The organism is Arthrobacter sp. D1-17 (assembly GCF_054130535.1).
In genome coordinates, this window is the sequence record NZ_CP096382.1 from 3,594,913 (window position 1) to 3,616,758 (window position 21,846).

Consider the following 21,846-nt stretch of genomic DNA (forward strand, 5'->3'; position numbering starts at 1 on the left):
CGCAACAGCACCCCCGAAATCCGGGGAGGCAGCCCGGCAGCGGAACCTCCGCCCACAGCGCGAACGAGCACTTGTGGCCCCATTTTTTGCATTTTTGGGGCCCCAAGTGCTCGTTCGCGCTTTTGCGCTGGGGCTTGCGTGTTCGTTCGCGCTTTGTTGGAACGTACGACGGCGGGTGGCGGATCAGCGTTGTTTAGGCACCGTCCGCACGGAAAGGGCTGTTCCCAGAATGAAGGCCAGGACTGCGGCGAGGATCACCAGCAGAGGCATGGTCCAGCCGCCGGTGACGCTGTTGACATAGCCCACAAATGTCGGGGCGGCTGCAGCGAAGCAGTAGCCCACACCCTGGACCACTGCCGACATCCGCCCGGCCGAGGCCTGGTCCCGGGCAATCCTGATGATGGCGGTGAAGATCAGGGTGATGCCGCCGCCCTGGGCCACGCCGCCAAGTGAGGACCAGAGCCACCACAGCTCGGGGGCCAGCAGCAGGCCCAGCGGAACCGTCAGCCACATCGCACCCAAGGTGAGGGCCACCGCCGTCGTGCTCGTGAACCGAGCCGCCAGCGGAACTCCGAGGGCGCCCGCGATCGCCAGGATCTGGAAGAGGGAGGATCCGGCGCCGGCGGCGGCCGGCGCCATACCGAGCTCATCCGCCAGCAGGGTGGGCAGCCATGCCGTCACGCCGTAATAGGAGATGGCCTGCCCGGTGAACCCGGCCGTAAGACCCACCGTGATCCACGGGGACACCGGGCCGCCCGCGGCACGCCGCCCACCGGTACCGTCATCCGGGGCGGCGACGAACGCCCCGCGGCCGGCCGCCGGAACCCACAGCGCGATGGCGGCAACAGCGAACAGTGCGGTTGCCGCCAGCGCAGGCTGCCAGCCCGCGAGTTCAGCCAACGGCGCTACAGCCACGGAGGTGATGGTGGAACCGATGTTCAGGGCAGCGGTGTAAATTCCCAGTGCGGCGCCTTGGCGGCGGAAGGAGAAGTCCCGCCTGATGATCAAAGGCACAGCGATGTTGCCGATGGTGATGGCCACGCCCAGGATGGCTGTGCCCAGCATGACCAGGGCAGGGCCACCGGCAGAACGCACCACCACGCCCGCCAGGACCCCGAGGAGTGTCAGCGTTATGGCCACCTCGGCCCCCAGCCGTCGCGTCGCCAGCGACGCAAGCGGTGCCGCGAGGGAAAAGCACAGCACCGGAATGCCCGTGAGCAAGCCGAGCTCCACGGGTGTGAAACCGAGGTCCAGCTGCATCGGGCCCACCACGGGGGCCACGGCCACGAAAGGGCCGCGCATGTTGAGGGCTATGAGCCCGATGCAGGCGAGGAGAATCCAGCTGCCGGGAATTCTGGAGCCGACACGGTCCCTCATGGAACGGCGGGGTTGGCAGGCGGGAACACGGCAGGGGGTTTCATCAGTTCATTGCTATCATGCCGGGCGGGATTCAATGGAAAAGGCTGAACGGGGGCGCCCCGCGGCGTCCCGTTCAGCCTTGTTCCGTTTACAGGCGCTTCCGTTTACAAGTGGTTACCTTTACACGCGCTTCCGTTGACAGGCGCTTCCGTTTACCTGCGGCGCTGGCCATAGGTGCCAGGCCCTACAGGAACCAGTCACGCTGGGCGTTGGCCACGCCCGGCGCTTCACGGAACCGCGCGGGCTGGGCAACCCATCCCACGCCGTTCGCAATGACCTGCTGGATCTGGGGGTGGTGGTAGACGGGGTACTCCTGGTCGCCCGGGCTGAAGTAGAAAATCCGGCCCTTTCCGCGGGAGAAGGTCACGCCTGAGCGGAAGACTTCGCCGCCTTCAAAGGAGCTGATAAAGATCAGGTCATCGGGCTCAGGAATGTCGAAGAGTTCGCCGTACATCTCCTGCTGGGGGATCACAATGGGGCTCTCCACGCCCGCCGCGATCGGATGTGACGGCTTGACGGTCCAGACCAGCTCGCGCTCACCCTCGTTGCGCCACTTCAGTGAGCAGGTGGTGCCAAGGAGCCGGGTGAAGATCTTGGCGAAATGCCCGGAGTGAAGGACGATCAGCCCCATTCCGCCCAGAACGTGCCGCTGAACACGGTCCACCACTTGATCGCTGACCTCGTCATGCGCCCAGTGACCCCACCAGAGGAGCACGTCGGTGGCGGCAAGGGCCTCCTCGGAGAGGCCGTGCTCCGGATCGGCCAGGGTGGCGGTGGTGATGCTGGAGTCCGGGTAGAAACCCTTCAACCCGTCGGCAATGGCACCATGCATGCCCTTCGGATACATCTCAGCCATGGTCTCAGGCTGGTTCCGAGCCTCGTGGACGCCTTCATTCCAGACCCGGATGTTCAGTTTTTCAGCCATGTCAGAGCCTCACTTCGCGCTGTTCGAGGGCAGATTTGTAGCAAGCGTCGAGCACCAGGGCACGGGTCAACGCGAGTGAACCGTCGTGGGCGCCCCACACGGACGCCCCGCCGCGGACAGCTTCAATGAAGTCCTCCACAACGGCCTGATGTGCCCTGCCGGGCTCTGCCACCACGGTGTAGTCGGCGTTCTCACCGTCCTTCTCCTTGAAGATCCGGAGGTCTGCGACCGGAGCGTCGGAAGCGCCGACGGCGCGCAGGTCCGCGCCGCCGTCGGTGCCGTAAACGGTGAAGTCCATCAGGTCCTTTTCCTCCCGGTAGGCCGCCCAGCCGGCCTCAAGGATCAGGGTGCCCCCGCCTTCAAGGCGGATGAAGGCCGTGGCGAAGTCCTCCACCTCGAACTTGTGAGCCGACTTCATGGCCGTATACCTGGCGTTGCCGCCGAGGCCGCGCGGGCCGAGCTCTGAATGAGTTGATGCCGAGACCGAGAGGACCTTGGGCTCGCCCAGCAGGTGCAGCGCGTAGTCCAGGACGTGGACTCCGATGTCAGCCAGTGGGCCGCCGCCTGCCAGCGCAGGGTTGGTGAACCAGCTGCCCAGCATGGGGATGCCTTGGCGGCGGAGCCAGGAGGCCTTGGCGTAGTACGGGCGGCCCAGCTCGCCGTCGTCCATGATGCTCTTCAGCTTCTGGATGTCGCCGCGGCGGCGGTGATTGAACGCCACGTCCAGGACCCGGCCGGCCTTTCGGGCAGCCTCGACCATCTGCCTGCCCTCCTCGCCGTTGCGGGCGAGTGGCTTTTCGCTCAGGACGTGGAGCCCGCGCTCGAGTGCCGCCACGGCAATCGGCGCGTGCAGGAACGTCGGGACCGCGACGCTGACGGCGTCCAGCCCTTCAAGTTCGATCAGGTCCTCCCACCGGGCAAACGTGTGGGGGACGCTGTACTCATCTTTGATGCCCGCCAGAAGATCCGCCTCCATGGCAGCCACGGCCACAAGCTCCACACCGTCAATGTTCTTGTACGCCTTGATGTGCTGCTGGCCGGCCCAGCCGATGCCGACGACGCCGACCTTGAGGGGCCGGGAACCAGCGCGGGTTAATGGCTGATAATCACTCACGAAGGGATTCCTCTGTTTCTGTTGGCTTGAAACGCTAGGCATGTTGAAGGCTGGCATCCCGGACGGCCGACTCGACGGCCTCGGGCGAAAGGATGTGCTCAATGACCATCCGGCTCGCTCCCCAGATGGCAGCATCGATGGGTGCCCTGGACTGTTCAATGCGCAGCTTGGAAGTTGCAAGCGCCTGAGACCGGCGGTAGACGGTCTCCCGGATGCCTGCCAGGAGCTGGTCCCCGGCCCGCGAGAGACTGCCGCCCACCACAATGACGGACGGGTTGAGGAGGTTGACGCACATCGCCAGCACCTCGCCCATGTCCCTTCCGGACTGCCGCAGCGCAAGAGCGGCCTGCACATCTCCCGCTGCTGCCAGGTCGACGACGGCGGTACCGGATTCGGCATCGATGCCACGGGATCGGAGTTTCGCTGCCAACGCCGGGCCGGAGGCCAGCGCTTCAAGGCAGCCGTGGTTCCCGCAGCGGCAGAGGACGTCCTCGCCGCCAGGAACGCGGATATGCCCCAGGTCGCCCGACGCGCCGTCCGCTCCCCGCTGCAGCTGGCCGCTGCTGATGATGCCCGCTCCAATGCCCGTGGCGGCCTTAATGAAGAGCAAATTCTGGTGGTCCTGCCAGAAGGCGTGCCGCTCGCCGACGGCCATGATATTGACGTCGTTATCCACGAGGACCTCGCTTCCGAGCTCGGCGCGGATGTAGCCTGCCACGTCGAATCCGTCCCACCCGGGCATGATGGGAGGTTTCACTGGTCGTCCGCTGTGGTGCTCTACCGGGCCGGGCAGGCCCAGGCCCACTCCCGCAATGTCCCCTTCCGGCCGGCCGATGCCCTCCAGAAGCGACCTGCAGTGCCGCACCACCCACGCCAGGACATCATCCGGCCCCGTGGAGATGTCCAGCGCGCCCGAGTGACGGGCCAGAATGACTCCGTCGAGGTCGGTCACGGCAACCGAGGCATGCGAGGCACCAACATCTGCTGCCAGGACAACTTTCCTGCGGGCATTGAAGACAAACCTCGACGGCGGCCGGCCCCCGGAGGAGGCTGCCTCACCGGCAGGACCGATGTAGCCCAGTGCCGTGAGCGCATCAATCCGTGCCCCCAGAGTGGTGCGTGCGAGGCCGGTGACGGCAATCAGTTCAGAGCGGGTGCGTGCTCTGCCATCGCGGAGCAGCTGAAACAGATCCCCGGCACGGGCAAATAGTCCGGTGTCCCCGAAGGGCCGCTCGGGTGCGGGGGATGTCTGCATGTTTAAAGGAATAGCACACAACCACCGGCTTTTGTCCAGAACTGTCAAAACTTTTGATTGACTCGCGGCAAAAGTCGCCGTAGCTTCAATAGAGGCCTACTCCGCACAGGCGCCAATGGTGGTTGCCCGGACGGTCAGCAACGAGGTTTGGAGAACCATGACCTACTCACTTCAGCTCTACACTCTCCGCGACGCCCTTGAGAAGGACCTTGCCGGAACCATCCAAAGAGTGGCCGAGATCGGCTTCGCCCAGGTGGAGCCCTACAACTTCGTGGCAACGGCCAAAGAACTGGCAGAGGCGCTGCAGGCCAACCGCCTCACCGCCCCTTCCGGCCACGCTCCCCTGCTCAGCCAGGATCAGGACCGGATTTTTGCGGCAGCACGGGACCTGGGGATGGAAACAGTCATCGAACCCTACATTCCAGCGGAACACTGGCAGTCCGCCGGGGACATCCAGGCCACGGCGGAGAAGTTGAACGAGGCCGCCCGGAAGGCGGCCGTTTACGGCCTCCGGGTCGGCTACCACAACCACGCGTGGGAGCTGGAGTCCGTCATCGACGGCCAGACTGCCCTGGAGTACTTCGCCGGACTGCTGGACCCTGAGGTGGTCCTGGAGGTGGACACGTACTGGGTTGCCGTTGGCGGCCAGGATCCCGTGGACATCCTCACCCGGCTGGGCGACAGAGTGCGGCTCATCCACATCAAGGACGGTCCGCTGACAACGGACACCAAGGCCCAGCTGCCCGCCGGCAAGGGCCAGGTGCCGGTGCTGGACGTTATCGTGGCTGCTAAGTCCTTGGAAGTAGGAGTGGTCGAGTTCGATGACTACTCCGGGGACATTTTCGACGGCATCGCCCAGAGCCTGGCTTTCCTGCAGAAGGCAGCAACCGGGCAGATCCGCTCGTGAGCGCCGTGCAGACGCCTGCCAGCGGACGCGGCCCGGTCGGCGTCGCCGTCATCGGCGCCGGCACCATCAGCAAGCAGTACCTGGACAACCTCACGATCTTCCCCGACCTGAAGGTCCACGTCATTGCGGACCTCTTCGAGGACGCCGCGGAGGCGCGGGCGAAGGAGTACGGCGTTCCCGAGTGGGGCGGGGCGGAAAAGGCACTGCACCATCCCGACGTCGAAATCATCGTCAACCTGACCATCCCGGCGGCGCACGTGGAGGTGGCTACGGCCGCCGTCACCGCGGGCAAGCATGTCTGGACAGAAAAGCCCTTCTCGCTGGACCGTGAATCCGGGCTCGGCCTGCTCAAGACGGCCGACACCGCCGGGATCCGCCTCGGCTGCGCCCCTGACACCTTCCTCGGTGCAGGGCTGCAGACCGCACGCCGGCTGATCGAACGCGGCGACATAGGCACCCCGCTCACGGCCATGACCACGTTTCAGACGCCAGGGCCCGAGTCCTGGCACCCCAACCCGGCATTCCTGTTCCAATACGGCGCCGGCCCGCTGTTCGACATGGGCCCCTACTATCTCACCGCGTTGGTGCAGACATTCGGTTCCGTCAGGAAAGTGGCCGCGATGGGCTCCAAGTCCAAGGACGTCCGCGTGATCGGCTCCGGCCCCAGGCTTGGCGAGGAATTCGCCGTCGAAGTCCCCACCCACGTCTCCGCGATGGCTCAGTTCGAGGGCGGCCAGTCCTCGCACAGCGTGTTCTCCTTCGAGTCCCCCCGCCAGCGGATGGGCTTCGTTGAAATCACGGGTACCGAGGCCACCCTCTCCCTCCCGGACCCCAACTTCTTCGACGGCGATATTCGGCTGTGGCGCGCCGGCGACGAGGACTGGACCACCGTCCCTGCCAGCGGCCCGGCGAATGGCCGCGGCATGGGCGTGCTGGACATGGCCCGCTCCATCCGCGCCGGCGTACCGCACCGTGCCACCGGCAGCCTCGCCTACCACGTCCTGGACACGATGGTCTCCATCTCCGAGTCCGTGGAATCCGGCATCTTCGTTGACGTGGAAAGCTCCGCACCGGACTCCCCGGTCCTCCCCGAGGACTGGAACCCCACAGCCGCCACTCTCTAGGAACAGCCAATGACTTCCCAAGAAACCGGGCAGCCGCACCCCGTAACCGGCCAGCAGCAGCCCGCCCCATTGGGTGTGGCCATGATCGGCTATGCGTTCATGGGCAAGGCGCATTCAAATGCCTGGCGGAACGTGTCGTCCTTCTTCGACGTCCCTGCACTGGAGCAGAAAGTTCTCGTGGGCAGGAACGCAGACGAGGTCGCCGCAGCCGCTGCCAGGTACGGATGGGCCGAGTCCGCCACAGACTGGCGCTCCGTGATTTCCAGAGACGATATCGACATCGTGGATATCTGCACCCCGGGATGGATGCATGCCGAGATAGCCATTGCCGCCCTGGAAGCGGGGAAGCATGTGTTGGTCGAGAAGCCGCTGGCTAACTCCCTGGCTGAGGCGGAAGCCATGGTCCAGGCTGCCCAAGCCGCCCGGACCAGGGGTGTGGCGTCGATGATCGGCTTCAACTACCGCCGTGTCCCGGCTTTGGCACTGGCCAGGGAACTCATCGCCGAAGGCAGGCTCGGCGCCGTCCGCCACGTCCGCGCCGCCTACCTGCAGGACTGGCTGGCAGACGAAACCACCCCGATGACCTGGCGGCTGCGCAAGGAGACTGCCGGTTCCGGCGCCCTCGGGGACATTGCCTCCCACGCCATCGACCAGATCCTGTTCCTCCTGGGCGAGGCTGTGACGGAGGTGTCCGGGCGGCTGCACACCTTTGTCGGCCGCCGGCCGGGCCCGGAGGGCCAGGAGGATGTCACGGTCGACGACGCGGCCTGGGTCACGCTGTCCCTCGCCTCCGGGGCCATCGCCTCGGTCGAGGTTTCACGGGTCGCCACAGGGCGCAAGAACGCCCTGACGCTGGAAATCTACGGCGACAAGGGCACGCTCCTCTTCAATCTCGAAAACCTGAACGAGCTTAGTTTCCTCGACGCCACCGTTCCGGTGCGCGAACAGGGGTTCCGGCGCATCCTGGTGAACGAACCCGAACATCCCTACCTCGACGCGTGGTGGCCGCAGGGACACATCATTGGCTGGGAACACACCTTTACCCACCAGATACGCGACTTCCTCCTGGCGCTCAGCGAGGGGTCAGCCCCGTCGCCGTCCTTCGAAGAGGGCCTGGCGGTCCAGCGCATCCTGGACGCCGTCGAGGAGTCCGCCAACGCCAAATCCTCCACCATCCAGCTCACCGGGCCCGCCGGCGCCGCAGCTGCCGCCCCTACCAAAGGAGCCTGACATGTCCCGCCCCTACACCCTGTTCACCGGCCAGTGGGCCGACCTGCCCTTCGAGGAAGTAGCGAAGCTCGCCTCAGGCTGGGGCTACGACGGACTGGAAATCGCCGTCTCCGGAGACCACCTGGACGCCTGGCGCTGGGATGAACCCGGCTACGTCGACTCCAAGCTCGCAGTCCTCGAGAAGTACAACCTGAAGGTCTGGGCCATTTCCAACCACCTCAAGGGCCAGGCCGTGTGCGATGACCCCATCGATTTTCGCCACGAAGGCATCGTCGGCCCCCGGGTCTGGGGCGACGGGGACGCTGAAGGCGTCCGGCAGCGCGCAGCCGAGGAAATGAAGCACACCGCACGGCTCGCCAAAGCCCTCGGCGTGGACACCGTCGTCGGTTTCACCGGCTCGTCCATCTGGCAGTACGTCGCGATGTTCCCGCCCGTCCCGGAGAAGGTGATCGACGCCGGCTACCAGGACTTCGCCGACCGGTGGAACCCCATCCTCGACGTTTTCGACGAATGCGGCGTCCGGTTCGCCCACGAAGTCCACCCCAGTGAGATCGCCTACGACTACTGGACCACCGTCCGCACCCTCGAAGCGATCGGCCACCGCGAGGCGTTCGGCCTGAACTGGGACCCCTCCCACATGATGTGGCAGGGCATCGACCCCGTCTCCTTCATCTGGGACTTTAAGGACCGGATCTACCACGTGGACTGCAAGGACACCAAGCTGCGCCCCACCGGCCGCAACACCGTGATGGGCTCTCACCTGCCTTGGGGTGATCCGCGGCGCGGCTGGGACTTTGTTTCCGCCGGGCGCGGCGACGTACCCTGGGAATCCTCCTTCCGCGCGCTCACCGCCATCGGCTACACCGGCCCCATTTCCATTGAATGGGAGGACGCAGGCATGGACCGCCTCCACGGCGCCCCCGAAGCCCTCGCCGCCCTGAAGAAGTTCGACTTCCCCGCGTCGCAGACCTCTTTCGACGCAGCCTTCAAACAGTAGATTGGTGCAGGACGCCGCATAAGGGGAGGGAGCCATGACGCACGCCATCCGCAAGGCAACAGCGGACGACGCCGGGCCCCTGGCCGCCCTGGCCGAGGTTACGTTTCCGCTGGCCTGCCCGCCCGGATCATCTCCCGGCGATATCGCTGCCCATCTCGCCAATACCCTCAGCGAGCGCCACTTCCGGTTGTATCTGGCGGATCCGGAGGTGACAGTTCTGGTCATTGATGCCGACGGCGGCCTGCGGGGCTACAGCCTGCTGGTGAACCGTCCCCCACAGGACCCGGACGTTGCCGCCGTGCTCACGGCCCTGCCGTCGGTAGAGCTCAGCAAGTGCTATGTGCACCCCGACCATCACGGACTGGGAGCCGCAGTCGAACTCATGCGCGCCAGCATCGGGGAAGCTGCGGCGGCCGGCGCGGGCGGGATCTGGCTCGGCGTGAACAGCGCGAATGCCAAGGCGATCCGGTTCTACGAAAAGTCCGGATTCCACAAGGTGGGGACGAAATCCTTCCAGCTCGGCAACACCGTGGAACATGATTTCGTGCTGGAGCGCGGGCTGGGCTAGCCAGCTGAACCGGCCGGCCAGCCGAACCGGCCGGTCAGCTGCCGGACAGGCCTATCCGGGAATTGTGGCCGGGAAGGTCGCTGTCCAGGGGCGGACGGGGCTCGTGCCTGAGCTGCAGCCCGGGAGGCAGGCCTTCGACGGTCCCCTCGCCGCCGCTGGCACGGATGGTGATCCGCGAACGCCCCAGGAGGACGTTGTCCGCCCGGAAGTCGCCAACACCGTCCGGCAGGATGGGGGCCAAATGAAGCACGCCGCGCGTGAAGTCCGGGTCAAAGCGCAGGACAATCCGCGCCAGCTGGATCGGAGCGGCTGCGGCCCACGCCTGCGGCGAGCACGCGGTAGGATACGGCACGGGCTCCGGGAAATCGGCCCGGTCAAACCCGCAAAACAGCTCCGGCAGCTGTCCGCCGAAGTATGCCGCCGCGTCGAAGAGTCCGCTTGCGACTTGGCTGGCCTCGTCCACAAAGCCATACCGCATCAGTCCCGTGGCCACCAGTGCGGTATCGTGTGGCCAGACCGAGCCGTTGTGGTAGCTGACGGGGTTGTAGGCGCCCATGTCCGACGCCAGCGTCCTGATGCCCCAGCCGGTGAACATTTCCGGGGACATGAGGTGCTTGGCGACCATAGGCGCCTTGTCTTCATCGACGATTCCGACCCAGAGACAGTGCCCCATATTTGATGCACAGGAGTCCACGGGCTGCTTGTCCTTGTCCAAGGCGATCGCAAAGTACCCCTTGTCCGGCAGCCAGAACCGCTCGTTGAACAGCTTCTTTAAGACAGCAGCCCGCTCGGCCCAGTGGCGTTCCAGTGTGCTGTCACCGGACCATCGGGCCAGCAGCGACCGCCCCACGTAGGCTGCGTACACGTAGCCCTGTACCTCGCAGAGGGCTATGGGCGGCTCAGCCATTCGGCCATCAGCAAAGTTGATGCCGTCCCACGAGTCCTTCCACCCCTGGTTCAGCAGGCCGTGGGGGTTCGGCCGCATGTACTCCACAAACCCGTCGCCGTCGCGGTCCCCGAAGTGCTCGATCCATTCCAAGGCACGGTCTGCGTGGGGCAGCAGCGACTCGATGATGTCGTCGCCGAGTCCCCAGCGGCTGAGTTCACCCAGCGTGGCGACAAACAGAGGGGTCGCGTCAGCGGTGCCGTAGTAGGCCTTGCCGCCCAAAGCCATGCCGGCCGTGACGCCGAGCCTCACTTCATGCGGGATCCGGCCGGGTTCTTCCTCCGAGTCCGGGTCCACCTTGGTTCCCTGCATTCCGGCAAGTGTCTGCAGCGTTCCGGCGGCCAGGTTGGGATCGACCAACAGGGACATGTAGGAGGACAACAGCGAGTCCCGGCCGAAGAGGGCCATGAACCAGGGCGCTCCGGCGGCGACGGCGACCCGGTTCGCGTGTTCGTCGTCGAAAATACGCAGGGACCCAAGATCGCTTTGGCTGCGGTTCAGGACGTTCTGGACATTCCGGTCCGTGACGGTCACCCGGGGTACATGCTCCTCCCACGCCAGGTGGCGCTTGACGCCGGTGCGGTGATGCGGAGCCGCGGCTTCGGTGAACGGCTCATCCGGCCCCTTCCCGTTGATCAGCGGAACCACGATGACGGTGGTGGACCACTCTTCCCTGGGTGGAATCACCACCCTGAAGGTCAGCCCCTCGTCCCCGGCCTGCCCGCCCGCTGCCCGAATCACCGTCCCCCGTGTCTCGCCGCCGCGTTCGGCTTCGATGAGCAGTTCCGTCCCGCGGACAGTCCGCCGGACAACAGTTCCCGGCGCCACCCTGCCACCCTTGACGTCGAAGAGGTCCGCCAGGTCGGCGTCCACCTTCAGCTCGATGTCACAGACTGCCGGCTCGGCAGAGTAGTTACGGATAGTGACGTCGTCGCGGAGGCCTGGCCCCACATGCCGCTGGTGCCGGACGACCAGCGGGCTGTCGAACCTCCCGTCCGCCCACCGCGCCCGGCCAACGAACATAGCCTGGAAGGCAGTGGGAGTGCGGGTTCCGAGCGGTTCCCGTTGGGCCCCGTTGATCTTCAGGACCCACTCTGACACGACGCGCGTGTCCTGGTAGAAGACTCCCTGCGAACCTCCCGGGATGATGTCGCCGCACTGGGACGAGATGCAGAACGATGACCCCTCAACTACGGTGACAGCACCGGCGTCTGCGGGGCCTGCTTCCGTGTCGGCATTCCAGGCATTCATGGGCTTGGTGTCTTCCCTTCGGCAGACGAGGCGCCGGCCTCAGATACCCGGCGCCGTTATTCGATTCTTATGCACGGCGCCCGAATCGGAAACCCCGCCGGGCGCCCGCTTTTCCACAATCTGTCTGTACAGGCTCAAATGGTCAGCAACCATGCGTTCTGAACTAAACTTCTCTTCCACAGAGGCGCGGCAGGCGTCCCGGTTGAGCGCTGCGGCCCGGGGCAGCAGCGCCGGCAGTTCATCCAGCGGGCCCAGATATCCCGTAACGCCTTCCGCCACGATTTCCGGCGCCGCGCCAACCGGCGTGCCAAGTACAGGCGTCCCTGTGGCCAACGCCTCGATCATCACGAGCCCGAAAGGCTCGGCCCACTGTATCGGGTTCAAAAAGACGCTCGCCTCGCCCATCAGCGCGTATTTGTCATCATTTCCGATCTCTCCGATAAATTCCTCGTTGCTTCCCAACAGAGGCTGTACCACGTCCTTGAAATAGCGCAGCTCCTCCGCTTCACGGATTTTCGCTGCGATTTTCAGCGGGATCCCTGCTTTCCGGGCAATCGCGATGGCCTCGGCAGGCCCCTTGTCAGGGCACATCCGTCCAACGAAACAGGCGTAGCCGCCTCGGCCCGTGCCCCGAGGGACGGCCGCAAGGTCCATTCCGTGGTGGATGACGCGTGCGACCGGCACGTCCGGTACGCGGCTGACCTGGTCCCGGGAGATGGCGACGATGCTGGCAGTTTCTCCGGCCGCGCGGTAAATATCTGCTGCCGAGGGGGTCAGTTGGCAGTGAATGGTGGTTACCACCGGCACGGAGGGCGGGCGGTTCCTGTAGAGCGGACCCGCCAAGGTGTGATCGTGGATGATGTCCACTCCGCCCATCCCCCGGTACGCGCGTATCACGTGGCTCAGTTCCGAGAGCGTGAATCCCAGTTCGGCCGGCTCCGAGTTCCTCATGTCCGGAGCCAAAGGCACTGGACATTCACTGTCCGAGGGGGCGGCCAGGACGACGTCGTGCCCGGCGGCGGCAAAGCCCCGGGCGAGGCTGTCCACTACCCTCTCAGTGCCGCCGTAAGCGGCCGGCGGAACGGTGATCCATGGTCCTGCTATAAGCCCTATACGCATCCCTGGCCTCCGGGGATCCACGCAGGGAAACTCCCGCCATGCGGCGGAAGCCCTGCTGTGGTCCATTCGATTCGTGGCAGACGCCACGAAGACGTTCGGACGAACGGCATCCGAGGCTGACTGTATAACCTAGGTCAAACGATAGGGTCCGCGGTGGCCGCGGGCAACTGTCCGCGACGAGACTGCCTGTGGCCGACGCAACATCCGGCAAAGGAATGCAGCCGCTGGGGCGGCAGTTGTGGCAAGTATGAAGATTGAGATTTGGTCCGACGTCGCGTGCCCCTGGTGCTACATCGGCAAGCGCCGGTTTGAGGCCGCGCTGGCCGAGTTCCCGCACCGCGATGCCGTGGACGTGCAGTGGCGCAGCTACCAGCTGGACCCTTCCGTGCCTGAACACTACAACGGCACTGAGCTCGATTACCTGAGCAGCCGCAAGGGCCTTGCCCCCGAGCAGGTTGAACAGATGTTTGAGCATGTGGCCGCGCAGGCCAAAGCCGAGGGGCTCGACTATCGGTTCGACGCCGTCGTCGTTGCCAACAGCTTCACAGCACACCGTCTCATCCACTTGGCTGCCACCCACGGAAAGCAGGACGCCGCCAAAGAGCGGCTCCTCAGCGATCATTTCGAGCACGGCAAGGACATTGGCAGCCGAGATTACCTCACAGCTCTCGCCGCCCAGCTTGGCATCGAGGCCGCCGCAGCCGCTGAGCTGTTCACCTCGGACGTATACGCCGACGATGTCCGGCAGGACATTGCCGAAGCCCGGGCCCTCGGCATCAGCGGCGTCCCGTTCTTCGTGATCGACAGGAAGTATGGCCTGTCCGGCGCGCAGCCTGCCGCGACATTCAGCATGGCCCTCAAGCAGGCCTGGGAGGACGCCCACCCGCTGGTGATGGTCAACGCCGGCAAGGACGGCACCAAAGCAGGCGACGGGGAGACCTGCGGCCCGGACGGCTGCTCCGTCTGATTCGGCTCCGTTTGCTAGGCCTCGCCTGACTAGGCGCACGTCCTGGGTTTGGTGACACATCGCTGTAAAGTGTGCGTATGCCACGGATTTCGGCCCCCAGCAACGCTGCGCAGCGCGCCGAGACCCAGCGCCGCATCCTGAACGCCTTTGGGGAGCTGCTCTTCACTCACGGGCTGCCGGGGCTGACCATGACGGACGTTGCCAGGCGCGCCGGGATCGGCCGGACAGCCGTGTACAACTACTACGCGGACATTGAAGAGCTGCTGATTTCCTACGCCCTCGTCGAAACGGAGCGCTTCCTCGCGGAGCTCAAGGAGTCCCTGAACCGTCTAGACAACCCGGTGGACCGGCTGGCGCTGTATGTGCGTGCCCAGGTGGAGGACCTCAGCCGCCGGCACCTGCCGCCCGGGCCGGCTATGGGAGCTGTGCTTTCGCCGGCGTCCTTCGCCAAGCTCGCGGACCATGTGGGCGGCCTCAGCGATCTTCTTCAGGACATCCTCTGCGAGGGGATGGAGCAGGGGTACTTTCCAGTGGCGGATGTCCGGCAGCAGGCACAACTGATCCATGGGACGCTCTCCTCCAGCGCCGCACGCGGCAACGAGGAGGCGGACGACCTGGAGGACCGCATTTCCAGGACGGTGCGGTTCATCCAGTTGGGTGCCGGGGCAAGGTTCGACGACGGCGGCCGCCCGGTCAAACTGGCCGGCCCGCCGACCGCAGGGGGCTAGGAATCAGCCCTTGGCGCCCGTGCTGGGGGCCACCGGCACCTGCACGTCATCGGCAATGCGGCGGCTTTCACGGGGGCAGCTCAGCGTGCCCGGGGTCTGGTCCACCAGTTCGGGTTTGGCCAGGCCGCGGTAGTCGCCGGTCAGGATCACATCCACGGTGGCGTCCTGGCGCCCGTCCTGGAAGTAGTCAGAACCCGGCAGGTTCCGTTGAACGGTAAAGGCAGCAGCCTGCCCCGCCGTGCCTGACACAATGGCCGCCACTCCCCGATAGCCCGTTTCCCTGTTGCCCACCTGGCCCACCTCGAACTTCCGTGCCTTGAACTCGTTGGCTGCCGACCGCGCAAGGCCGGCACGGGGTGTCGCGTTGAAGACGTTGACCTTCACCTTGGCGGGCGACGTGTAGTCGAACGTGGTTGCGGGGCACGCCGAGGAATCAGCTTGGCTGTCCTCGCTTCCGGGGAACTTTATCTGCCCGTTCATCACCGCCAGCGCACCTAAAATGGCAGCCACAATAAGGCCAAGGAGCACGAAGAGCACCGCGCCGTGCAGGATCTTGCGCCGCAACCTGCCGGAATTGCCCGACGTGTCATCGTCCACGAATGTGGCCCGGAGCTCAGGGCCTGTGATGACCCGGTGCCCGTGCAGCTTTGTGACATCCTTGGGTTTCCTAGCCATCGATCACCAACACTCTGGCATGAATCGCGGTGCGCTGGTGAAGCGCGGTCCGGACCGCCCGGTGCAAGCCGTCCTCGAGGTAAAGAGTTCCCTTGTACTGCACTACGTGGGGGAACAGGTCGCCAAAGAACGTGGAGTCTTCAGCCAGCAGCGCCTCGAGATCGAGAGTCCGTTTCGTTGTCACCAGCTCATCCAGCCGCACGGGCCGCGGCGGCAGCGCCGCCCAGTCCTTCGGAGTGCTGTAACCATGGTCGGGGTAAGGGCGTCCCTCGCCCACAGCTTTGAATATCACCTTGCAAGCCTAAGCACCTTGCGTGCTCTAGGGAATGTGGAACAGGCCCGGGCCGGAGGTTGTAGCCAAACAGTAACCATGAGTCACATCCACGGCGCAGGGGAGCAGCAGAGCCGCCAGACAGCGGCCGGCTGTCAGAATGGAGGCATGACTGCACCTCCCGCGAACGATGCCTCCGCAACCTTCGGCGTCCACACGCCGTCGACTCCTGCCCTTGCACTGCTCCTGGACGTCGACGGGCCGGTGGCCAGCCCCGTCACAAGAGACGTGAAGCCGGCCATCATCGCTGATCTCGTGGCGCTGGCAACCGCCGGGATCCCCGTCATCTTCAACACCGGCCGGTCGGACGCCTTCATCCGGGAGCAGGTGATGGAGCCCATGATCGCCGCGGGCATGCCTTCCGGCACGCTGATTCACGCTATCTGCGAAAAGGGAGCTGTCTGGTTCAGTTTTACCGCCGCTGGGCCTGGACCAATCCATGTGGACCACGAGCTGGCTGTTCCGGCCGCCTATGGAGACGACATCAGGCGCTTGGTAGCCGAGGACTACTCCTCACACATGTTCTTTGACGAAACCAAACGGGCCATGGTGTCCGTGGAGCAGCACATCGAAGTGCGCAACAGCGAGTATCTCGCCGAGCAGGCGCTGTTCGACGCGGAAGCCATGGAGCTGATGCAGCGGCACGGCCTCGGCGTGGTCCGCCTCGACCATCACGAGCCGAACTCGGAAGACGGGATCGACTACCGGGTGGACCCGACCATCATTTCCACCGACATTGAATCGGTCCGCCTCGGCAAGGACCTCGGCGCCAGCAGGGCTGTTGAGCTGCTCGCAGCGCAGGGAATCACGCCGCAGGCCTGGCGCACAGTCGGCGATTCCCGCACCGACTACGCGATGGCCGACTGGCTGCACCACAACGACCACGTGGTCAAGCACATCGACGTCCGGCCGGCTGACGGCGTCCCGGTGAAGCCTTACGCTGTCCTCACCGCCGCGGACCTCGGCTTGGAGGAGTCGGTGATCCACGACGACGCCGGAGCGGCTTTCCTGCGTAAATGGCTCGATGCGCTGGTTCGCTAAGCCGGCTTCCCGCCGTCGGACATCGCGCTGACGCCATTTGTTGGCCGCCCGGTGCCGCAGCCCCGATGCCTCGATGCCTGCGCATGTTTTCCTGCAGTTTTTCGGGCAGGACTATCATGCAAGTAAAGACCCACCCTCTATAAGCACGGAGAATCACCATTACAGACGTAACGGTTCAGGATGATGTTTACTACGGCGGACAGACGTCCGAGGACGTCCCGGTACTCGCGGAAGAGACGTCCCCGGCTGCTGTTGCGCGCCTGAAACACCGCCCCGATGTGGTCCGCACATCAGGGCGGTACGCGCTGATCAACAAGAACCGGACGCCGTACCAGGCCATGGTGGAGGACCTGCTCTTCCTGCGGAACGTGCTGGCGCAGGCTGGCCTGGACTACCTCCTGGTCCGCGGGAACAACGACCGACCCGTCATCGCCCTGGACTGGAAAAAGCGCAAGAAGCTGCGCGCTGCCCTTGTGGAGGCCTGCCGGGACGAGCCTTTCTACTCCATGACCGTGGACGCCAAGAAGAAGACGTCGGTGCTCGTTGCCGACGGCGAGCTCTCCACCAACAAGCAGTCCAGGATTTTCCGGCTGTACAGGCCCCGCGTGGAACCCAACGGGGGCTTCGAGTTCGGCGCTTCCGCAGGGGTCCAGGTGGAGCTCTGGAGCTTCGAAGGCGACCAGGTGATCCTGCCGATTGAAAATTCACTGACGCGCCGTACCATGCTGGCCCAGGACGCCGTGCGCGGCACCGTCGAGCGATACGGCCACAGCTGGCCGACCATCGAGAACATGTTCGCGGACCACGCAAGCGACATCAACTTCGACGTCGACCTGATTTTCTCCTGGGTGGATGGCAGCTCTCCCGAGTACATCGCCGCCCGCCGAGCACGGCAGGCCGGCACGGTACTCGGCGAGGGCGACGACCACGAAGCGCGCTACCGCCAGATCAACGAGCTTAAGTACGCGCTCCGGTCGGTCTATATGTTTGCGCCATGGATACGCCGCATCTTCATCGCAACGGACTCCCCCGCTCCGGAATGGCTGGCGGACCACCCAGCGGTAACGATTCTCCGGAGCGAGGAGTTCTTCGCCGATCCCTCCGTGCTGCCCACCCACAATTCCCAAGCTGTGGAATGCCAGCTGCACCACATCGAGGGACTGTCGGAGCATTTCCTGTACTCCAACGACGACATGTTCTTCGGCCGGCCCGTAGGACCGGACATCTTCTTCACGCCCGGCGGCATCACGAAATTCATCGAAGCAGAGACCCGCATCGGGCTGGGAGAGAATGCAGTGGAACGGAGCGGCTTCGAGAACGCCGCCCGGGTGAACCGCAAGCTGCTATGGAACCGTTTCGGCCGGATCACCACCCGGCACCTGGAACACTGCGCTGCGCCGCTGCGGCGGAGCGTCGTTGCCCAGATGGAGGAAGAGTTCCCGAACGAGTTCGCCAAGACGGCGGCGAGCACCTTCCGAGCGGCGGACAACATCTCCGTTACCAACTCGTTCTACCACTATTACGCCTTGCTCACCGGCCGCGCCGTGACGCAGACGGCGGCGAAGGTCAGGTACGTCGACACCACCCTGAGGTCGGGGCTGAACTATCTCCCGAAACTGCTGGCCAAGCGCAACATGGACTTCTTCTGCCTCAATGACGGCAGCTTCCCGGAAGTGCCGGCCGACGAGCGGGCGGAACTGGTGACTGACTTCCTGGAGAAGTACTTCCCCATCAAAGCGCCCTGGGAGAAGTAGAAAGAAGTGCGGGTCCCGCAGCAGGCACTGCGGGACCCCGGCACTGACGGTTAGGTCCGAGTGACGACTAATTCCGGAGCGAGGACTAGTTCCGAGTAAGGACGGGCCTGTTTACCTTCTCGGGGATGCGGATCCCGGCTGCTGCCAGTCGCCGTTCCGTTTCCTCGGGGCTGACGTACTCCCCCACGGTCGGCGTGTTTCCCAGCGGCACCACCGAGTGCACGATGGTGTGCTCGTAGACGTGCACGAGGTTGAAAGCCTGTCCGCCGTCACGGCCGCGGGTTCCTCCAACAGGGACGTTGAGATCCTGGGTGTAGCAGGTGGCGGATGCGACAGACACCGGAATGCCGGCGAAGCTTGCCGTCGTCGAGTAGTGGAGGTGACCTGCCAGAATGGTGCGCACGTCCGAGTCCCGGACGACGGATTCCAGCGCGGCCTGGTCGCGGAGCTCTACGAGCATGGACAGGTCCAGCACTGAGGGCACCGGCGGATGATGCAACGCCAGGATGGTCCCGTCAGGAGCGGGGGTTTCCAGCTGCGATGCCAGCCAGTCCAGCTGGTCGTCACTGAGTTCCCCATGATGGAAACCCGGCACCGAGGTGTCCATAGTGATGACGCGCAGGCCGTTGACGTAGTAGCTGTGATCCACAGGGGCGTCATTGCCTGGCTGGTCGAGCAGACCTGCCCGGAAGTTGGCCCGGTTGTCGTGGTTTCCCATGGCCCAGATGACTTTGGCGCCGAGATCCCCGCACGCTGGCTCGACGATCGCGCGGAGCTTGGCGTAAGCCTCAGGGTCTCCCTTGTCAGCCAGGTCGCCGGTAAAAATCACGGCTTCGGGGCGGGCCCCTGACGCTCGGACCTCTTCGAAGAGCTGGATCAGGCGGGCTTCGCTGTCCACAGCTCCGTAGAGGGGGTCCGGACCTCCCAGCAGGTGGGGGTCGCTTAGGTGGAGTAGAAAATGACGTGGCCTTGGGTGCTCGGCCTCGATGAGCTCCATTGCTGCCTTCGCGGTAGTTAGGAAGCGGGTGCCTCCAGTGTCCCTCTCAGTACGCTCCATCCAACCAGATAAAAAGCAAACTGCGGGGAAACTGAAGTTAGCATGTTGAAAAATTACGATGCCTGCCGCTTTCCGCCTAACGCTCCTCGCTTTCGTTTCCTCAGGCAGACATCATCCGATGGCTGCTTTGGTGGGGTGCCGGGATCCGGGATCGCCGGACCGGCGACGGGGGCGGGCCGCCCCACGCTGTGAAACCTTCGCCGGGCATGCCCGTGCCGGACATCAGAAGGACGTACCTGGGCGGGAGCGCTGATGGCTGGCCAGGACGTGCACTGCAGAAATCCGCAAAGCCGGCATCAAGGGACCCGGAGGTGAAAACCGCCCGAATCCTGTAGAGGGAAGTCACGCGGCACTCTCTCGCCGGCTGCGTGGTCGTTACTCGTTCCAACGGCCAAAACCTCCGCTGCATTCCCTCGACCTCCTCTTGGGTGGCGAACAGCCGGACGGCGAACACCGCCGCGCCGCACTACGGCGCGGTTGTGGCATCCGCCGTCACGGCTGTTCCGGTTCCTGCAGGTGCAGTTGCAGGAGCTTCTGTTGGACCAGGGACAACCGCTGACGAAACGGTTGCTGACGGGACGGGCACGGGATCGGTCGGTGCGGGGGCCGGTGCAGGTGCCGGAGCGGGAGCAGGTGCCGGAGCGGGAGCGGGAGCAGGTGCAGGTGCCGGAGCGGGAGCAGGTGCCGGAGCGGGAGCAGGTGCCGGCGCGACAATCCCAGAGCTCGGTGTGGGCACGGGGGCCGGAGCAGGCGCCGGCGCCGGAGCAGGTGCCGGGGCGGGTGCTGGTGCCGGGGCGGGTGCTGGCGCCGGGGCGGGTGCTGGCGCCGGGGCGGGTGCTGTGTGTGGCTCCGGATCAGGCGTTGGATCTGGAGGCGGCGGACCAGGGGCGGGTGCCGGGGTGGGAACTTCAGGTGCAGGAGGATCCGTCGGCAGCTCAGGCGCGGGCTCCGGATCAGGCGCGGGCTCCGTAGGCACCCCGGGATCTGGCGTCGGCACGGGCGTGCCCGTAGCTGGTGGCGTCCCCGATGGTGGAGGCGTTGTTGTGTCCGCGGGCGGAGGCGTTGCTGTGTCCGCAGGCGGAGGCGTTGTTGTTCCTGGAGGCGTTGGCGTGGGGGAGGTCGTTGTCGGTGCCGTGGTTGTCGGTGCCGTCGTTGTCGGTGCCGTGGTTGTCGGTGAGCTCGTGGTAGGTGGTGCCGTCTTGCCGGGCGCCGTCGGCGACTTCGACGTAGTAGTGGTCGACGGGTCGGGTGCAACCGTCTGCAACGGGCTGCTGGTGGCTCCTCCCGTATTGGTTGGCCAAGGCGATGCCGAGCTGGGTATCAGGGAAGGACTGGCGCCGCCTGAGGGATTTCCGACGTAAGGCCGGGCATTGTAGTAAGTTGATGCCGGCGAGCCGCCCTCATCGTTATTGCCCCGAAGGAAGGGAATGGCCCAGCCGGCCAGACTGGCGGCATCGGGGTCAAAACTGGTCATCACTGTTTGCTTCAGCCGCTCAAGCTGCGTGATGGGCAACAGGGTCCACTTCGCCGGATCCGCGTGCCGTCCGTTTTCCAGGACTTCGAAGTGGAGGTGGCATCCGGTGGATGATCCGGTGGTGCCTACCTGCGCAATGACCTCGCCCACGCGGATCTTGTCACCTTTGGAGACGGCCACAGACTGAAGGTGGTTATACGTGGTAATGAGGCCGTTGCCGTGGTCAATCTCGATCCGGTTGCCGCCGCCCCACGGGTGCCATCCAGCTGCTCTTATGACACCGGAATCTGCTGCGTAGACACGGGTCCCACAGGCAGCGGCAAAGTCCTGGCCCCAGTGGAATTCACCGGCCTCACCTGTAAGCGGGTTGCGCCGCACACCGAAAGATGAACTGGGGTTCAGTACCTCCAGGGGTGCCATAAGGAAGCCTGCTCCCGGCCTCCTGAGAGTGGACGATGCAACACCTGGCGATTGGGCCTTGGAGCCGCCGGTTACAGTGACGCTCCTGGGGGCGGTTTGCACAATCGTTCTGCCGTAAGGAACCTTCGCCACCAGCTCCGCCGTGGGCCCGGCCACGGCATGCCCTTCGGAAGGAATTTCAGGATCGAGCAGTGCCGGACCCACGATGCCGGACGGCGGAACCACCCGGACAGCAGCCCCGTCAGCCGCATCTGAAAGTGACTGTACCTGGCTGGCCGGCGGTGCCTGAAAGCCGAACGCGAAAATGGAAAAGCCTACGACAACTGCCGCGGAGAGGCTCCGAAAAGCAACGCGGCCAGGGCCGTTCACCCCTGGTGCATGTTGTTTTCCCCCATGAGTTGCCACAGAATTCTCCTGATGTAGGACCCGACAAACTGCTGTTTTGACGAGCGTGTCCTCCATTGTGGCCACAGCCGAACACACGGGGAAACCCCTAAAACTGGGGGTGTGAACCCCATGGTTCATAGGCTTAATCACGCGCCGC

At 65.1% G+C, this 21,846-nt stretch carries 20 protein-coding genes and 1 pseudogene; 10 read left to right on the forward strand and 11 right to left on the reverse strand.

Annotated elements, in window-relative coordinates; translation table 11 throughout:
• Positions 1 to 183: 183 nt before the first annotated feature.
• The 4 genes from M1E01_RS16540 to M1E01_RS16555 form a co-directional block, all read right to left on the reverse strand.
• Entirely contained in the window at positions 184 to 1,377 is a 1,194-nt protein-coding gene (locus tag M1E01_RS16540; protein WP_457972616.1) for an MFS transporter, read from the reverse strand.
• 226 nt (positions 1,378 to 1,603) lie between these two features.
• Complete coding sequence (locus M1E01_RS16545) at positions 1,604 to 2,344, reverse strand: ThuA domain-containing protein (RefSeq protein ID WP_457972617.1); 741 nt, start codon at positions 2,342 to 2,344, stop codon at positions 1,604 to 1,606.
• 1 nt (position 2,345) lies between these two features.
• Positions 2,346 to 3,458: a Gfo/Idh/MocA family protein gene (locus M1E01_RS16550; protein ID WP_457972618.1), complete on the reverse strand. Its 1,113-nt coding sequence runs from the start codon at positions 3,456 to 3,458 to the stop codon at positions 2,346 to 2,348.
• 34 nt (positions 3,459 to 3,492) lie between these two features.
• Positions 3,493 to 4,713, reverse strand: a complete 1,221-nt coding sequence (locus M1E01_RS16555) for an ROK family protein (protein WP_457972619.1) — start codon at positions 4,711 to 4,713, stop codon at positions 3,493 to 3,495.
• A 157-nt stretch (positions 4,714 to 4,870) separates the two neighbouring features.
• On the opposite strand from M1E01_RS16555, the gene M1E01_RS16560 reads away from it, so the two are divergent.
• Genes M1E01_RS16560 through M1E01_RS16580 form a run of 5 tightly spaced genes read left to right on the forward strand, consistent with a single transcriptional unit; the run spans position 4,871 to position 9,539 of the window.
• On the forward strand, positions 4,871 to 5,620 hold the full coding sequence (locus tag M1E01_RS16560) for a sugar phosphate isomerase/epimerase family protein (protein ID WP_457972620.1): 750 nt from the start codon (positions 4,871 to 4,873) through the stop codon (positions 5,618 to 5,620).
• 5 nt (positions 5,621 to 5,625) lie between these two features.
• On the forward strand, positions 5,626 to 6,744 hold the full coding sequence (locus tag M1E01_RS16565; protein WP_457975006.1) for a Gfo/Idh/MocA family protein: 1,119 nt from the start codon (positions 5,626 to 5,628) through the stop codon (positions 6,742 to 6,744).
• A 9-nt stretch (positions 6,745 to 6,753) separates the two neighbouring features.
• The gene (locus M1E01_RS16570) at positions 6,754 to 7,974 is read left to right on the forward strand and encodes a Gfo/Idh/MocA family protein (RefSeq protein WP_457972621.1); all 1,221 of its coding nucleotides are present in this window, start codon (positions 6,754 to 6,756) and stop codon (positions 7,972 to 7,974) included.
• A gap of 1 nt (position 7,975) precedes the next feature.
• The gene (locus M1E01_RS16575; RefSeq protein ID WP_457972622.1) at positions 7,976 to 8,971 is read left to right on the forward strand and encodes a sugar phosphate isomerase/epimerase family protein; all 996 of its coding nucleotides are present in this window, start codon (positions 7,976 to 7,978) and stop codon (positions 8,969 to 8,971) included.
• A gap of 34 nt (positions 8,972 to 9,005) precedes the next feature.
• Positions 9,006 to 9,539, forward strand: coding sequence for an N-acetyltransferase family protein (locus M1E01_RS16580; RefSeq protein WP_457972623.1), 534 nt, complete (start codon positions 9,006 to 9,008; stop codon positions 9,537 to 9,539).
• A 34-nt stretch (positions 9,540 to 9,573) separates the two neighbouring features.
• Here the strand turns inward: M1E01_RS16580 and M1E01_RS16585 are convergent, their stop codons facing one another.
• Positions 9,574 to 11,736 carry an amylo-alpha-1,6-glucosidase gene (locus M1E01_RS16585; RefSeq protein WP_457972624.1) on the reverse strand — a complete coding sequence of 721 codons (2,163 nt, stop codon included), beginning with the start codon at positions 11,734 to 11,736 and terminating at the stop codon, positions 9,574 to 9,576.
• Between the two features lie 39 nt (positions 11,737 to 11,775).
• Positions 11,776 to 12,921, reverse strand: coding sequence for a glycosyltransferase family 4 protein (locus M1E01_RS16590; protein WP_457972625.1), 1,146 nt, complete (start codon positions 12,919 to 12,921; stop codon positions 11,776 to 11,778).
• Between the two features lie 181 nt (positions 12,922 to 13,102).
• Here M1E01_RS16590 and M1E01_RS16595 point away from each other — a divergent pair, with 181 nt between their 5' ends.
• Entirely contained in the window at positions 13,103 to 13,822 is a 720-nt protein-coding gene (locus tag M1E01_RS16595; RefSeq protein ID WP_457972626.1) for a DsbA family oxidoreductase, read from the forward strand.
• 77 nt (positions 13,823 to 13,899) lie between these two features.
• Positions 13,900 to 14,550, forward strand: a complete 651-nt coding sequence (locus M1E01_RS16600) for a TetR/AcrR family transcriptional regulator (protein ID WP_457972627.1) — start codon at positions 13,900 to 13,902, stop codon at positions 14,548 to 14,550.
• A 3-nt stretch (positions 14,551 to 14,553) separates the two neighbouring features.
• Here the strand turns inward: M1E01_RS16600 and M1E01_RS16605 are convergent, their stop codons facing one another.
• Positions 14,554 to 15,225: a LytR C-terminal domain-containing protein gene (locus tag M1E01_RS16605; RefSeq protein WP_457972628.1), complete on the reverse strand. Its 672-nt coding sequence runs from the start codon at positions 15,223 to 15,225 to the stop codon at positions 14,554 to 14,556.
• Entirely contained in the window at positions 15,218 to 15,517 is a 300-nt protein-coding gene (locus M1E01_RS16610; RefSeq protein WP_205651433.1) for a type II toxin-antitoxin system VapB family antitoxin, read from the reverse strand. The genes M1E01_RS16605 and M1E01_RS16610 overlap by 8 nt, the downstream gene beginning before the upstream one ends.
• Positions 15,518 to 15,664: 147 nt before the next feature.
• Here M1E01_RS16610 and M1E01_RS16615 point away from each other — a divergent pair, with 147 nt between their 5' ends.
• Positions 15,665 to 16,597 (forward strand): hypothetical protein, encoded by a 933-nt coding sequence (locus tag M1E01_RS16615; protein ID WP_457972629.1) that lies wholly within the window; start codon positions 15,665 to 15,667, stop codon positions 16,595 to 16,597.
• Between the two features lie 278 nt (positions 16,598 to 16,875).
• On the forward strand, positions 16,876 to 18,351 hold the full coding sequence (locus M1E01_RS16620; protein ID WP_457972630.1) for a stealth family protein: 1,476 nt from the start codon (positions 16,876 to 16,878) through the stop codon (positions 18,349 to 18,351).
• Between the two features lie 85 nt (positions 18,352 to 18,436).
• Here the strand turns inward: M1E01_RS16620 and M1E01_RS16625 are convergent, their stop codons facing one another.
• Positions 18,437 to 19,348, reverse strand: coding sequence for a phosphodiesterase (locus tag M1E01_RS16625; RefSeq protein WP_457972631.1), 912 nt, complete (start codon positions 19,346 to 19,348; stop codon positions 18,437 to 18,439).
• Between the two features lie 597 nt (positions 19,349 to 19,945).
• On the opposite strand from M1E01_RS16625, the gene M1E01_RS16630 reads away from it, so the two are divergent.
• Positions 19,946 to 20,380 (forward strand): hypothetical protein, encoded by a 435-nt coding sequence (locus tag M1E01_RS16630; RefSeq protein ID WP_457975029.1) that lies wholly within the window; start codon positions 19,946 to 19,948, stop codon positions 20,378 to 20,380.
• Here M1E01_RS16630 and M1E01_RS16635 read toward each other — a convergent pair.
• Both M1E01_RS16635 and M1E01_RS16640 read right to left on the reverse strand, forming a co-directional pair.
• Positions 20,362 to 20,709 carry a hypothetical protein gene (locus M1E01_RS16635; RefSeq protein ID WP_457975030.1) on the reverse strand — a complete coding sequence of 116 codons (348 nt, stop codon included), beginning with the start codon at positions 20,707 to 20,709 and terminating at the stop codon, positions 20,362 to 20,364. The two genes, M1E01_RS16630 and M1E01_RS16635, sit on opposite strands and share 19 nt — an antisense overlap.
• Before the next feature lie 287 nt (positions 20,710 to 20,996).
• A pseudogene (locus M1E01_RS16640) lies at positions 20,997 to 21,827 on the reverse strand (M23 family metallopeptidase); the annotation flags it as partial.
• Positions 21,828 to 21,846 lie beyond the last annotated feature (19 nt).

What these genes read in the sequence shown, in the direction of transcription:
- M1E01_RS16570 (WP_457972621.1), top strand. Translation starts at nt 6,754, where the DNA reads ATGACTTCCCAAGAAACCGGGCAGCCGCACCCCGTAACCGGCCAGCAG.
- M1E01_RS16625 (WP_457972631.1), bottom strand. Translation starts at nt 19,348, where the DNA reads ATGGAGCTCATCGAGGCCGAGCACCCAAGGCCACGTCATTTTCTACTC.
- M1E01_RS16600 (WP_457972627.1), top strand. Translation starts at nt 13,900, where the DNA reads ATGCCACGGATTTCGGCCCCCAGCAACGCTGCGCAGCGCGCCGAGACC.
- M1E01_RS16560 (WP_457972620.1), top strand. Translation starts at nt 4,871, where the DNA reads ATGACCTACTCACTTCAGCTCTACACTCTCCGCGACGCCCTTGAGAAG.
- M1E01_RS16615 (WP_457972629.1), top strand. Translation starts at nt 15,665, where the DNA reads ATGACTGCACCTCCCGCGAACGATGCCTCCGCAACCTTCGGCGTCCAC.
- M1E01_RS16555 (WP_457972619.1), bottom strand. Translation starts at nt 4,713, where the DNA reads ATGCAGACATCCCCCGCACCCGAGCGGCCCTTCGGGGACACCGGACTA.
- M1E01_RS16575 (WP_457972622.1), top strand. Translation starts at nt 7,976, where the DNA reads ATGTCCCGCCCCTACACCCTGTTCACCGGCCAGTGGGCCGACCTGCCC.
- M1E01_RS16540 (WP_457972616.1), bottom strand. Translation starts at nt 1,377, where the DNA reads ATGAGGGACCGTGTCGGCTCCAGAATTCCCGGCAGCTGGATTCTCCTC.
- M1E01_RS16585 (WP_457972624.1), bottom strand. Translation starts at nt 11,736, where the DNA reads ATGAATGCCTGGAATGCCGACACGGAAGCAGGCCCCGCAGACGCCGGT.
- M1E01_RS16545 (WP_457972617.1), bottom strand. Translation starts at nt 2,344, where the DNA reads ATGGCTGAAAAACTGAACATCCGGGTCTGGAATGAAGGCGTCCACGAG.
- M1E01_RS16595 (WP_457972626.1), top strand. Translation starts at nt 13,103, where the DNA reads ATGAAGATTGAGATTTGGTCCGACGTCGCGTGCCCCTGGTGCTACATC.
- M1E01_RS16605 (WP_457972628.1), bottom strand. Translation starts at nt 15,225, where the DNA reads ATGGCTAGGAAACCCAAGGATGTCACAAAGCTGCACGGGCACCGGGTC.
- M1E01_RS16590 (WP_457972625.1), bottom strand. Translation starts at nt 12,921, where the DNA reads ATGGACCACAGCAGGGCTTCCGCCGCATGGCGGGAGTTTCCCTGCGTG.
- M1E01_RS16580 (WP_457972623.1), top strand. Translation starts at nt 9,006, where the DNA reads ATGACGCACGCCATCCGCAAGGCAACAGCGGACGACGCCGGGCCCCTG.